This window comes from Halomonas sp. ISL-56 (genome assembly GCF_018612805.1).
Lineage (GTDB): Bacteria > Pseudomonadota > Gammaproteobacteria > Pseudomonadales > Halomonadaceae > Vreelandella.
Genome location: NZ_JAGGRO010000004.1, coordinates 290719 through 303141, shown reverse-complemented (window position 1 = coordinate 303141; position 12423 = coordinate 290719). Strand labels below are relative to the sequence as shown.

Genomic DNA, 12423 nt, shown 5'->3' with positions numbered 1-12423 from the left:
CTACGATGAAGGAGCATTAGATGAAGGTTGTGAATTGAGGCCGCGTTTGCGCGACTGGGCTTGGATGGCATGCCAGCGGCTTTCGAAGGTTGCGTCAATTTCACCTTGAGCACTGGTCACCCGACAGCCGCCACGGGCAAGCTGATCATCAGGCTGCAGTTTCCAGTTAGCGGCCCTGAGCTCATTACCTAGGTGTTCTTCTACTAGAGCGTGATCATCGGGGTTGAGCCAAAGACGCTGCTGGCCTACTAAAGGAGGTTCGGTGTGCAGAAGCTCGCGGACAATGGCCAAAATTTGTTCAGGTGCGTCCTGAAGGGCATCGCTAGCAAGCTGTTTGCCGGTGGCGAGTGCTAACTCGACCAAGTCATAGGCGATAGTATCGTCAAGGCGTTCAAGCGCATCTGCAAACTGTTTGCCCAGCGTTTCTAGCGGCGCAACGGTTTTGCGAATTTGTGCTTCTAACTCAGTTTTTGCCTGTTCGGCAGCTTCCTCTAAGCCCTTTTCGAGCCCTTCTTTATGGCCCTTTTCAAAGCCAGCCTCATAGCCTTCTTGTTCGGCTTGCTGACGAATACGCTCATGCAGTGCCTGACGTTCACTCTCTTCTCGCTGACGTGCCAGCTCTGCAGCTTTTTGTGCCGCCTGTACTTTGCGCTGGTGAGCTGTTGGTACACCGCCATCAGGGACGTGGCTGCTCTTCGTGGTTGCCAACTCATCCATTTGCCAGCGACGCCAATCGCCATGGCGATCAAATTTAGGCGAGTGAGTATTAGACATACTCGTCGTCTCCGCCTGCTAGGACGATTTCCCCTGAGTCAGCTAAACGCCGTACAACCTGCAAGATAGCTTTCTGTTCTGTTTCGACTTGGGAGACCCGGATAGGGCCACGGGCTTCCATATCTTCGCGGACTAAATCGGCAGCGCGCTGAGACATGTTGCGCAGGAACTTGTCGACCAAGGCGTCCTGAGCCCCCTTGAGTGCCACCACCAGTGAGTTGGTATCGACTTCCTGTAGCACCATCTGAATAGCGCGGTTGTCGAGATCCAGCAGATTCTCGAAAAGAAACATTTCGTCGATAATCTTCTGGGCCAAATCTTCGCTGTGCGCACGCACGGTCTCGATTGCAGTCTCCTCTTGGGAGGAGTTCATCAAGTTGAGAATCTCGGCAGCTGTTCTTACGCCGCCCATTTTGCTGCGCTTGAGGTTCTGGCCATCCAGCATGCTGGTGAGTACTTCGGTCAGCTCTTGTAACGCAGCGGGCTGAACGCCGCTAAAGGTGGCGATACGCAGTACCACGTCATTGCGCAATTTTTCTTCAAACAGCTCGAGAATATCCGATGCTTGATGGCGATCCAAGTGAACCAGAATTGTGGCAATAATTTGCGGGTGCTCGTCGCGGATTAGCTCGGAGACCATGGACGCTTCCATGAGGTTGAGTGCGTCAATGCCCGAGTTGCTACCCGTGGTCTCAAGAATATCTTCAATTAAGCTAGTTGCGCGCTCGCTACCTAGTGCTTTGGTCAACACCGAGCGGATGTGATCGCTGGAGTTAAGGTTAAGCGCGACAAACTCTTCGGTTTCTTTGTGGAACGCTTCGAGCACCGCTTTCATGTCTTCATGAGAGACCTGATTCAGCTTGGCCATCTCCATACTTATTGCTTGTACCTCAGTGGCCCCGAGGTATTTAAACACCTCGGCAGCACTGTCTTCATCGAGTGCGAGCAACAAGATGGCGCTCTTGCGGGCTCCGCTCATTTCAGCAATTAAACTACTCATTGGCATTCATCCAGCTACGAATGATCATCGCGACCATGCGGGGATCTTCCTGCGCCATTTCACGCAGGTCGTTGAGGTTATGCTCGTAGAGTGAGGTTTTACGCCGACGCTTAGGCTTGGCGTAGGTCTCATCGGTCTCGTCTGATGGCTCTTGACCCTCTTCTTCGTCATCCTCGCCGACGCTAGCAGACAGCGTACCGCCTGGCGTTGTGGCCGCCATTACCGGTGGCTGAGTGTAACGCTTGATTAGAGGGCGCAGAATCAGCAGGTAAAGTAATAGAATCGCTAGCGCAACCAGTAGGTAGCGACCCACCTTGCCTGCAAGTGAAAGAATGCTGGGGTCTTTCCACCACTCGACCTCAACGGCTTCCTCAACACTGCGCGCGAAGGGTGAGTTGACGACTTCAACTTCGTCGCCGCGCAGTTGTGAAAAGCCCATTGCTTGACGAACCAGGCGCTCAATTTGAGCCACTTCGTTATCTGTTAGGGCAACCTCGACGGGTTCGCCCTCATCGTTAACTTCTGTGCGGTAGTTCACGACGACTGCCGCAGAGAGACGCTCTATTTGGCCGAGACGATGCTGGACGTGCTCGATACTGCGATCAACTTCGTAATTGATAACATCATCTTGACGCAAGTTACGCAACGCTTCTGGGGGCACGTCTTCTTCTTGGTCGCCGTCTTCCTCTCCTTCCTGTTGGTTGATCGGGGAGGGCATGAAGCCTGGCGGTGTATTGGTAAGTGCGCCAGGGATGCCTGTGGCCAGCGGGTCTTCGCCATCAAAAGCAAGGCTTAACTGACGACTACGTACCGCCGCTTCGTTGGGCGGTTGATTGGGCCCGTAGCGTTCAGAGGTTTGTTCGCGCCGTGAGAAGTCGATTTGCGCTGCAACTTGGGCGCGCACGTTATCGCGACCCAAAATGGGCGTTAAAATATGCTCAATGCGCTGCTGGTAAGAGCGCTCAACCTGGGCAATATAATCAAGCTGCGATCCATCCAGGTCGTTTCCATTGCTTGTCTCGGCAGATAGCAGTCGGCCATCCTGATTCACTACGGTGACATCTTCAGCGGCAAGCTCAGGCACACTGCCCGAGACCATATGGACGATTGCGCTGACTTGGCCTTCACCCAGCACGCGGCCAGGTAAAAGAGTCAGCACAACGGATGCTTTAGCCGGCTCACGATCACGAATAAAGACCGATGGTTTGGCCATGGAGAGGTGAACCCTCACGCCTTCCACCGGCCCAAGCGATTCAATTGAACGCGCAAGCTCGCCTTCCAAGCCCCGCTGATAATTAATCTGCTCAGCAAACTGGCTAATCCCAAACGCCTGGCTATCCATTAACTCCAGGCCAAGATTGCCGCCGCGGGGAAGACCCTGTTCAGCAAGCTGTAGGCGTAGTGTGTGGACTTGGTCGCTAGGAACCATTAACGCCTGTCCACCTTCACTGAACTGGTAAGGGATACCGCGTGTATCGAGCTCATTGATGATGCTGCCACCATCAGCTTCGCTTAGGTTGCTGTAAAGCACGCGGTACTCAGGGCTGCTGGCCCACATAAAGAGAGCCGCCACAATAGCAATTGAGGCGGCACCAGCAATAAGCAGTGCGACTAGTGGATTGCCACGCAACTGCTTCAGCGTTCGCTCGAAAGCCGAACCGCTGGCGGTATCGCGTTCTGTATTTCCACTACCTGAACTTCCACTACGGGGAGCGGCTTGATTCGTACTGTTTTGACGGCCTGCCGTTGCACCAGTTTCGCTCATGCGACCCTCCAAAGGGGCAGGCAAAGCTGGCGTCGGCCCAGGCTCATCACCAAAGAAGGCATAGGCTATATCCGTCAATCGCGGTTATCCGCCTAAAAGATGAGGCGGAATTGTGATGACCGCCATTATCCGGTGGCTAGTCGAGCCTAAAGGAACGATAAGCTTCGCTTTTTATGCGCATTTGTCCGTATGAGGCGGGTTGCTTTGGTGTTAGGCTTTTCGCATTAGATATTTTTTGCGAATTGAGGTGAGCGTATGAGTACTCCCGCAATACAGGCTGCGCTACAGCAGATGCAAGGCATGGCGACCCAGGCGGCATCCACGCAGCCCCTTAGTGGTGCTCAGGCGTCAGCTGCTGTAGGGCAAGGTGGTTTTGGCAGTGAGCTGCAGGCCTCAATTCAGCGTATTAACCGGCTTCAGCAGGCGGCTAATAGCCAGGCGATGGCTTTTCAGGCAGGTGATCCTAATTTGCAGCTCAACGATGTGATGGTCGACATGCAGAAGGCTAGCGTTGCGTTTCAAATGGGGCTGCAGGTTCGCAATCGCTTAGTTTCTGCATATCGTGATGTTATGAACATGCAAGTCTAGGGCTTCAGCGTTGAGCATCAGGCTTCAATTGAGATTATTCGTCCTTGCATTTCTTCTAGTCGTTTAGCAATGTCGAGAACTTCTTCAGCTGGAATTTGGCGTATTACTTCCCCGGACTCCCTGTCTACGACCCGCGTAATCACGCGTGAGGTCTCTTCGCTTAATTCGAACTCTAACCCATGTGGGCGCATTATCTCGTTAATCCGCTGAATAGGCTCGACAAGCTCTTCGGTAGAGATTTTCCGCTCGGCAGTGTCTGTATTTTTAAGCTGTGTGTTCGTTGTCGCTAGCTGAGCCAGTGTATTTTCTAGCCGTTGACGTGGGTTTAAGTGGGTCAGGGCTGATGACAGCGGTGCTATTACTTCTGTGGGTAGTGAGCTCATGGGGCACGTTCCTTTTTAAAGTCAGCTTTGGCAGCCAGTTAGCGGTGCAATAGCGTGAAACTGCAATAGCGTGAAACGGCAGCCATAGCTCGGGTTTTTGCTAGTTAATAAGCGTTTCTACACTGTTATCGGCAGTATGCTGAAAAACTTTACACTCATCGGCACGGTTTGTGATTGTTTGTTATTGATAGCGCCAGCTATTTAACCACCTGTGTCTGCTTGCTACAGCCTTGCTAATAAGCCTAAGAATGTTGTCTTTTTGTGCATACGCCACGCTGTTGGCATCTGATATGCTTCTCCACTTTGCGGTGAGCTAATTAACGCGTAAGAGCAAGTGAGGCGAGAATCGTGGCGCAGCAGGATGAGTTTGAAACAATAGTAAGCACAACAGTGATCGAGTCTCTGCTGAATACCTTGATCGAAACGGGCGGTGTGTCGCTCTGCCTTGCCGCGGCTGGTGCTCGTCCAGAGCCCATTGTCTTGATGGAGCAGCACCTGGGGCAAACATTGGTGATGGATCTCTCATCAATTGATTATTTGCTTCACCATCTTCAGGGCGGTGCCGCTTTTTACTTGCGTGGGCAGGCGCAAGGTAAGGTGGTGAAAACGCCACTGCTGCACCTGACGGAGACGCGCCAGGCTGGAGGGCGCTTTCTGTGTTGCAGTGATTATCCTGCATCGCTGGAAGTGTTGCATCGCCGTGAGTCCTTTCGCGCTGAACTGCGCATGGGGATGGTGGTGTCGGCAGGCTTGTATGGTGGCGATGCTGAAATAGAAGGTGAGTTGCGGGATTTATCCCAAGACGGCTGCCTGCTTGAACTGCCGTTGGCGGCTAGTGGGCTGTTGGCGGAGACGGCTACTCCCTTGAAGTTGGCGTTTACCTTCCCTGACGGCACCTATTTTGAGGTGTTTGGAAAAGCTCGCCATCAAAAAACAGAGGCTGAGCGCCATCTGCTGCGCGTCGGTTTCAACTTCGTTGAGTGTAGCGCGGAGCAAGAGCGACAAATTTGGTATTTCGTGTGTGAAATAGAGCGCGAAGCGGCCCGCTATAAAAAAGAAGAACAAGGCGAGCGCCAGCCTTCTCCGTTGTTCGCGCTGCCAAGCAAGCGATCAGGTGCTGGAGAGCTGCTTGGGCGGCGTGATGTCAAGCGCTATGCTACTCCCATGGCTCGTCGGCTGGTAAAAGTCGCTGCCTATTTGGATGCACAGCTGCTGTCGTTGCAACAAGGTAGCGATATCGATGGGCGCCAACTCTCCCGCTATGCAGATCGAATATTGGATTTTCATGAAGAGGATCGTGAAGCACTGCTCTTCGCCTCTCGCTGCCTGTTTCCCGAGCCGTTGATAGTGCGCCATGGTATTGCTGTCGCCATTCATTTGCTCGATTTTGTGGGTGCTAGCATGCCCCGTGAGCTGCGCAAGGCAATAGTGGCCAGCGGTCTTGTCCATGACCTTGGCAAAGCGCTGGTTCCTCAAGTCTTATTTAAAGCGCCGCACTTTGAAGCGAGTCATCGAGAAGCAATCAGTGAGCATGTTCAATTGCTGCTTGATCGTTTGCATAGCTGTCAGTGGCTGTCGGCAGGCGTTGCTCAGGCGGTGATCGGGGGGATTAATGAGCGTATGGATGGCAGTGGGTATCCAGGAGGGGTGAGTGGAGCTGACCTTAGTGAGTTAGCTAAAGCAAGTGCTGTTGTCGACGTAGTCGAGGCAATGAGGCGTGACCGTGCAGATCGGCCTGCTAAAACAGCGCAGCAAATATATCGTCATTTATTGCAGCACCCGCACCACTTTGATATGCGCTGGATTAAGCGCTACATCGATCATTTCAAGGGGCTGCCAGTAGGCTCGTTGGCACGTTTTTCCAGCCAGCAGCAGGGCTGGATATTGCGCATCGATGCTAAGGGCAACCCCACCGAGGTGTTGCTTGCGCCACAGGTTGAACCGCCCATGCGTGACAATGTGGGAGTGGTCGTGCAAAACAATATTACTGAGCGTCTTGGGCGAACCGTAAGTGAGATTGCCGTGTCTACCTGAGGGGATGGCGAGGTGTTAGTGAGTGGTAAGTAGCTATTTGCTGTCATATCAACACTAAAAAAAGCGTCGTTAGTCGTTAAAGTCCCCTAGGCTCGCGCCGATAGATACTAGTAGTGTAATTCGTTGTTTGTTTTTGTCTTTTAATATCCGTGGTCTCTCTCTGTATAAAGTGAGCATAAAACCACGCAAAGGAGTTCCGCTTATGACTTACTCTCGCGGTGGCGCCGCCTACGGGCGGGGAGCTAACGCTTATGCGCGTGTCGGCGTAGAAAGCGGAGTGATGTCGGCAGACCCTCATCAGCTTATTGTGATGTTGTTTGACGGCGCCCAAGCCGCTATTCGTGCTGCGCGTATTCATATTCAGGCGGGCAATACGGCCGAGAAGGGCAAGTCGATAGCGAAAGCGCTGGATATCGTTAATAACGGCCTTGCCGCTGCTCTTGATCAAGAGAAAGGTGGCGAAATTGCCGAGCGTTTAGCATCGTTATATGACTATATTGCTCGCCTGCTGTTGGCGGCGAATCTGCGTAACGATGAAAATAGCTTAAATCAGGCCGAGCGCCTTCTCGAAGATATCGCCTCAGCCTGGCGTGATATTGGCCAACAGCAGAGCGCGTGAGGCAATAATGTCAGCACCTACACCTGCTCATGATAAGAGTGCTCAACAGGCGTTGCTTACTAGCTATGAAACGCTATTGAGTCGCGTTGAATACATGCACGAACTTGCTAATGCCGAGCAGTGGGCAGAGCTGATCGATCAGCGTACAAGTTATGTGGTGTTGGTGGAGCAACTGCGTGAGCTGGATACGACCGTATCGCTTGATGCCGCTGCTCTTCAGCGCAAAGCAGAGCTACTTGAGCGCATTCTTGAGCATGATGTGGATATTCGGCGTCGCCTAGTATCGCGTCGTGATGAGTTGGGCAAGTTAATTGAGGTTTCTCAACGCCAGCGAGACTTGCATCGCGCTTATGCGCCCCAGCAAGGCCCTGCGGTAGCGTATGAAGCGGATGATGCTGATTCCACGAGGTCGTCGTGAGCGGTATTACTCCTCTTATTGATACGCTCTTGCACCAGGTGCTAGGGCGGCAAGGGGAGTTATCGTTGCAGCGGGCGTTAGACCAACCTGTAAAGCCTATTCCTCCCGGCCAAGGGCCGCGTGCAGTGATGGGTGATGCTAATTTAGATGGGCGAGCGTCACCATTAAGCGATTTAAAACGGTTACCACTTCCTGCAGATGGGGGGCGAACAATACCCCGCGGTGAGGCGCCGACATCTCCGCCTGGGTCAACGCAGACGCATTTCAGCCCTGCTGCAAGGACAATCGCCGATGTGCTGTTGCGTTTTCCCGCGCCCCCCTCGGTAATGCGACCAGAAGCGCCTCTTATCACCAGTCAGGAAACGCCGACGGCTAGTACGGTAGCAACACGCTTAGAGGCAAGTATTCGCGATAGTGGTTTGTTTTATGAGTCGCATCTAAAGCGCTGGTTTCAGGGGGAGGGAACCCGCCAGCAGCTAATGAACCAACCGCAAATGCAGACTGGCCCTCGCCCGCTTGCTCCTCTTTTACCGACAGGCTTGAGTGGGGCGCCCACAACTTCGGCGCCTCCAGCTGCAGCGAATCTAACGGTAGCCAACTCTACTGTAGTGTACCCCACTGCAGCGACCCCTACTGCAGCGACCCCCACTGCAGCGACCCCTACTGCAGCGACCCCCACTGCAGCGAACCCTACTGCAGCGAACCCCACTGCAGCGAACCCCACTGCAGCGAACCCTACTGCAGCGAACCCTACTGCAGCAACCTCAGCTTCAGTGTACCCATCTGCGCAGCTGGGGGTGGCACTGCCACCAGTAGGGCAGGGGGGGGTGACTATATTACCTAATGTGCCGCTAATGCCTGTTAGCCATGAGCAAGGTTCAGCTGCTCGGTTGATGGGTGTGCCCTATTCTTTAGCAACAGGTTCGTCGACCGCGTCGGCTACTTCTACTCTTACTCCCGCTGCTACTTCGCAGCCTAACCAAGCTGCTCCTGTTTCTACGCCTGGCGAGGCGCGAGATATTAACCAGGCAAGGGTAGAGTTAAGTCATGCGAGGGAAATTACAGAGTTGATGGCCAATCGCCCTGTTCGCGAAGTCGTTCACGAAAGCTTACAGAGCCTGGTGCGCCAGCAGCTTGAAATGCTAGTGATGCCGACTATCCGCTGGGAAGGCGATGTCTGGGCAGGAATTTTTATGGCTTTAGTCATTAACCTGCCAGCTCGTGAGGAGGGGACAGAAGGTAAGCAGCAAGAGGGTGAGCCAGATGGCGGATGGCGCTCTGAAATGCAGCTAGATGTCCCCAGCCTGGGTGCATTTAATGCATCAATCTGGCTCTATCGAAATGTGTTGAGTATCGATTTCTCCACCGAAAGCACAGAGGCTTATCAGCGCATTGACGCTGGGTTGCCCGCCCTTGAAAAACGTCTGAGCGCCTTGGACTTACAAAAAGTGCAGCTTCGCGCACGCTATATAGAAGCGGAGGTCATGCATGGTAACGCCGGGTGAGCGCCGCCGCCAAGCGGTTGCGCTGGCTTATCAAGAGAACGACCGTGCGCCCCGAGTTGTGGCCAAAGGTTATGGCGATTTGGCTGAGCGAATTATGGCTGAAGCTCATCGCCAGGGCATTTATGTACACGATGCGCCAGAGCTGGTGGCGCTTTTAATGCAGCTAGATTTGGACGCGGAAATCCCCGCAGGCCTCTATCAAATTGTCGCAGAACTCCTGGTGTGGGTGTTCGAGTTGTCAGAAGAAGGGCTGAGCCATCGTGAAATCCCTGAGTAGCCAATTACAGACGTTGTGTGCAACCATGAGGACAGGTAATAAAAAGTCATTAACGGCGCCAGTATAATGGTCACAACATCGCGCCTGAGTCGTTCAATGGGACATCATGAGTCAAACCAACTTTCTCGATGAAATTCAGGAATTAAATTTAGCTTATTTGCTTCTGGCGCAGCGCTTGCTTGATGAAGATCGTGAGGCTGCTATGTTTCGCTTAAAAATAGACAGCGATGTCGCCGATCTGATTGTGTCTCTTAGCGCTCGCCAACTTACTAAGCTGGCGCGAACTAGCCAACTGTTGTGTCGGTTTAGTCAGATGAGTGCTGAGTGCCTTCGTCAACTCACTGACAACCCGCGCGATCAGGGGTTGGCGGGTTTACATGCCTCGCTGTTGTTGGCTGGAGAAACATTTGAGCCAATGCCGTCAGGAGAGGCGAAGTGAGCCAGAAAAGCTTGATTGATGAAATGCACCAAGTTCAGTTGGCAATCGAATTGATTGAGCTGGGTGCACGGCTTCAGGTGCTGGAAACAGAAACGGAATTAAGCCGTACGCGTTTGATCAAGCTGTATAAAGAAGTGCGCGGGATGTCACCGCCAAAGGGGATGCTACCTTTTTCTACGGACTGGTTTATTACCTGGCTTCCTAATGTACATTCATCACTGTTTTATAATATTTATTTGAGCCTTAAGGAAGCGGCTGGTTGCGATCGAATTGATGCCTTTGTCAAAGCGTATCGGCTTTATGACGAGCAAATGGCGCTGGAAAAGGTGGAGCCGGTTCTTGGGCTTACTCGCGCTTGGACGCTGGTACGGTTTTTTGAAAGTGATTTGCTTCAGCTCAATCAATGTACACGTTGCAAAGGACAGTTTGTGGCGCATGCCCATAGCCCTGCTCAGCACTACGTGTGTGGCATATGTCAGCCGCCTTCACGGGCAGGGAAAACGCGCAAAGCACAGCAGCAGAATAGTGAAAAAATGTAACAACCTCATCGATCTCGCCACCCAAAGCACGAAGTAGGGTATAAGACGTAGTGATGAGCGCTTAGTCATAAAATATGAGTGTATTGGCGTAGATAGCCGCAAAAGCCAGCGCTGCTTTTTAATTAGACAACAGCTTAGCCCTAGTACGATAGGGCGTAAGTTATGCTTGGGATGGAACATCTCTTAAACATCAGAACAGGTGGCTAAGTTTTGGTTCCCTTACATTAATACTGAATATCGCAAGGACTCTGCTTGTGCTGATACCTCTAGGCTATGTAATCGTATTGCTGTCTGTATTTGGTGGCTATGTGCTGGCAGGTGGCAGCTTAGGCCCCCTGTACCAGCCTCTTGAGCTCCTCATCATTGGCGGCGCGGGTGTTGGTGCATTTATCGCAGCGAACAATGGCAAGGCGATTAAAGCGACATTTAAAATTCTTCCCCGGCTCAAGCGCGCAAAAAAATATAATAAAGCACTCTATATGGAGCTAATGGCCCTGCAGTTCAAGTTACTGTCCAAAATTCGCCGCGAGGGGATGTTAGGCATTGAGCGGGATATTGATAACCCGCAAGAGAGCCCACTGTTTCAGGAGCACCCAACGGTGCTGGCCGACCCGCATATCATGAATTTCCTGACCGATTATCTGCGCTTGATGGTTAGTGGTGGTATGGAACCTATGGAAATCGATGAGCTGATGCTACATGAGATTGAGGTCTTTGAGCAGGAGGCGCACGTGCCCATTGATGCCATTGCCAAAGTGGGTGATGCAATGCCCGCTTTCGGTATCGTGGCGGCGGTGATGGGGGTGGTTAAAACACTGACCTATGCTGACGCATCACCGAGCCAGATGGGCGAAATGATCGCTCACGCGCTGGTGGGTACCTTCCTGGGTATTTTGTTGGGTTATGGTTTTGTCAGCCCCCTTGCAAGTTACATTGACCGGCAGGCCAAAGAAGCTGAAAAAATGCTCCAGTGTATTCGCATAACGCTGCTGGCAAGTTTGCATGGGTACGCGCCACAGTTGGCCGTAGAGTTTGGTCGCAAAGCGCTCTTTGCTGCCGAACGCCCAAGCTTTACCGAGCTTGAAGAGTACGTAAGGGACGCAAAAAAGGCCGGTAACGCATGAGTAAGGGTGGTGACAAGCGTCCGATCGTTATTCGGCGCAAAAAAGTCGTCCATGCCCATCATGGTGGCGCTTGGAAAATTGCCCTAGCGGATTTTATGACCGCTTTGATGGCCTTCTTTTTAGTGTTGTGGATTTTAAGTATCGCCAGCGAAGATGAGCGGCGCGGAGTAGCGGAGTACTTTAGCACTCCGCTCGTTAATGCCATCACCGGTGGGGATCGCTCTGGTAGTACCAGTGCGATTCCAGGCGGCGGACCGGACCCAACCCATAGCGATGGGGAGCGGGCACGCATTGATAGCTCTCAGCGCACTCGCCCAAGCATGCAGGAGCGAAACTTTTTCAGGAATTTGCAAGAGCGTATTGAGCGGGCGATTGAGCAAGATCCCGAGTTACGCCAATTACGCAGTCAGATGCGTTTTGACTTAACCCGCGAGGGGTTACGTATACAACTTTTGGATACCGACCAACGGCCCATGTTTGAGTTAGGTAGCGACCAAGTCGCCCCCTATATGCGTAGTTTGTTACGCACTATTGCACCGCTGTTAAACGAGCTTCCCAATGAGCTAAGTATCAGTGGGCATACCGATAGCGTTCCCTATGCGGGTGGCTATCGCGGTTACAGTAACTGGGAACTCTCAAATGACCGCGCGAATGCGTCGCGTCGTGAGCTTATTGCGGGTGGCTTTGATCCAGATCAGTTATTGCGCGTATCAGGCTTTGCGGATCGCGTGTTGTTGCCCGAGACTGAGCCAACCAATCCGATCAACCGACGCATAGAGCTGGTTGTGCTCTTTCCTGAAATTGCAGATGCGATTCGCAATCCTGCTGTGATGGATTCGGGGGCTGCAACTCCGGAAGCTTCAATCGAAGCAGTAGAAGCGTCAGCAGAAGCGCAAATTGAATCAACACAACAAGACGAGCCTCAGGTGCAAGCGCCAGAGTGATCTGAGCCTGTCAT

General features: G+C 52.7%; 14 protein-coding genes. 10 read left to right on the top strand and 4 right to left on the bottom strand.

The genetic code is table 11. From position 1 onward, the window contains the following. The 3 genes from J7J49_RS03500 to fliF are packed head-to-tail and all read right to left on the bottom strand — an operon-like array spanning window position 1 to window position 3539. Window positions 1–774 carry a flagellar assembly protein FliH gene (locus J7J49_RS03500; RefSeq protein ID WP_215090184.1) on the bottom strand — a complete coding sequence of 258 codons (774 nt, stop codon included), beginning with the start codon at window positions 772–774 and terminating at the stop codon, window positions 1–3. Next, complete coding sequence (fliG, locus tag J7J49_RS03495; protein ID WP_215090182.1) at window positions 767–1774, bottom strand: flagellar motor switch protein FliG; 1008 nt, start codon at window positions 1772–1774, stop codon at window positions 767–769. Before fliG ends, J7J49_RS03500 begins: the two co-directional genes overlap by 8 nt. Beyond that, window positions 1767–3539 (bottom strand): flagellar basal-body MS-ring/collar protein FliF, encoded by a 1773-nt coding sequence (gene fliF, locus J7J49_RS03490; protein ID WP_215090180.1) that lies wholly within the window; start codon window positions 3537–3539, stop codon window positions 1767–1769. Before fliF ends, fliG begins: the two co-directional genes overlap by 8 nt. Before the next feature lie 255 nt (window positions 3540–3794). Here fliF and fliE point away from each other — a divergent pair, with 255 nt between their 5' ends. Then, complete coding sequence (gene fliE, locus J7J49_RS03485; RefSeq protein WP_215090177.1) at window positions 3795–4127, top strand: flagellar hook-basal body complex protein FliE; 333 nt, start codon at window positions 3795–3797, stop codon at window positions 4125–4127. A gap of 17 nt (window positions 4128–4144) precedes the next feature. On the opposite strand, the gene J7J49_RS03480 is transcribed toward fliE, so the two are convergent. Further along, complete coding sequence (locus tag J7J49_RS03480; protein ID WP_215090175.1) at window positions 4145–4510, bottom strand: flagellar protein FlaG; 366 nt, start codon at window positions 4508–4510, stop codon at window positions 4145–4147. A 345-nt stretch (window positions 4511–4855) separates the two neighbouring features. On the opposite strand from J7J49_RS03480, the gene J7J49_RS03475 reads away from it, so the two are divergent. The 9 genes from J7J49_RS03475 to motB all read left to right on the top strand — a co-directional run bounded on the left by J7J49_RS03475 (window position 4856) and on the right by motB (window position 12409). Beyond that, window positions 4856–6544, top strand: a complete 1689-nt coding sequence (locus tag J7J49_RS03475; RefSeq protein ID WP_215090271.1) for an HD domain-containing phosphohydrolase — start codon at window positions 4856–4858, stop codon at window positions 6542–6544. 202 nt (window positions 6545–6746) lie between these two features. Then, window positions 6747–7163, top strand: a complete 417-nt coding sequence (gene fliS, locus J7J49_RS03470) for a flagellar export chaperone FliS (protein ID WP_215090174.1) — start codon at window positions 6747–6749, stop codon at window positions 7161–7163. A gap of 7 nt (window positions 7164–7170) precedes the next feature. Then, window positions 7171–7581 carry a flagellar protein FliT gene (gene fliT, locus J7J49_RS03465; protein ID WP_215090172.1) on the top strand — a complete coding sequence of 137 codons (411 nt, stop codon included), beginning with the start codon at window positions 7171–7173 and terminating at the stop codon, window positions 7579–7581. After that, entirely contained in the window at window positions 7578–9086 is a 1509-nt protein-coding gene (gene fliK, locus J7J49_RS22405) for a flagellar hook-length control protein FliK (RefSeq protein ID WP_353048330.1), read from the top strand. Before fliT ends, fliK begins: the two co-directional genes overlap by 4 nt. Further along, complete coding sequence (locus J7J49_RS03455) at window positions 9070–9363, top strand: EscU/YscU/HrcU family type III secretion system export apparatus switch protein (protein WP_215090170.1); 294 nt, start codon at window positions 9070–9072, stop codon at window positions 9361–9363. Before fliK ends, J7J49_RS03455 begins: the two co-directional genes overlap by 17 nt. Before the next feature lie 106 nt (window positions 9364–9469). Beyond that, window positions 9470–9802: a flagellar transcriptional regulator FlhD gene (gene flhD / locus J7J49_RS03450; protein ID WP_215090168.1), complete on the top strand. Its 333-nt coding sequence runs from the start codon at window positions 9470–9472 to the stop codon at window positions 9800–9802. After that, window positions 9799–10341: a flagellar transcriptional regulator FlhC gene (gene flhC / locus J7J49_RS03445; RefSeq protein ID WP_215090166.1), complete on the top strand. Its 543-nt coding sequence runs from the start codon at window positions 9799–9801 to the stop codon at window positions 10339–10341. Before flhD ends, flhC begins: the two co-directional genes overlap by 4 nt. A 254-nt stretch (window positions 10342–10595) precedes the next feature. Continuing rightward, entirely contained in the window at window positions 10596–11465 is an 870-nt protein-coding gene (gene motA, locus J7J49_RS03440) for a flagellar motor stator protein MotA (protein WP_007112075.1), read from the top strand. Continuing rightward, window positions 11462–12409: a flagellar motor protein MotB gene (gene motB, locus J7J49_RS03435; RefSeq protein WP_215090164.1), complete on the top strand. Its 948-nt coding sequence runs from the start codon at window positions 11462–11464 to the stop codon at window positions 12407–12409. The genes motA and motB overlap by 4 nt, the downstream gene beginning before the upstream one ends. Window positions 12410–12423 lie beyond the last annotated feature (14 nt).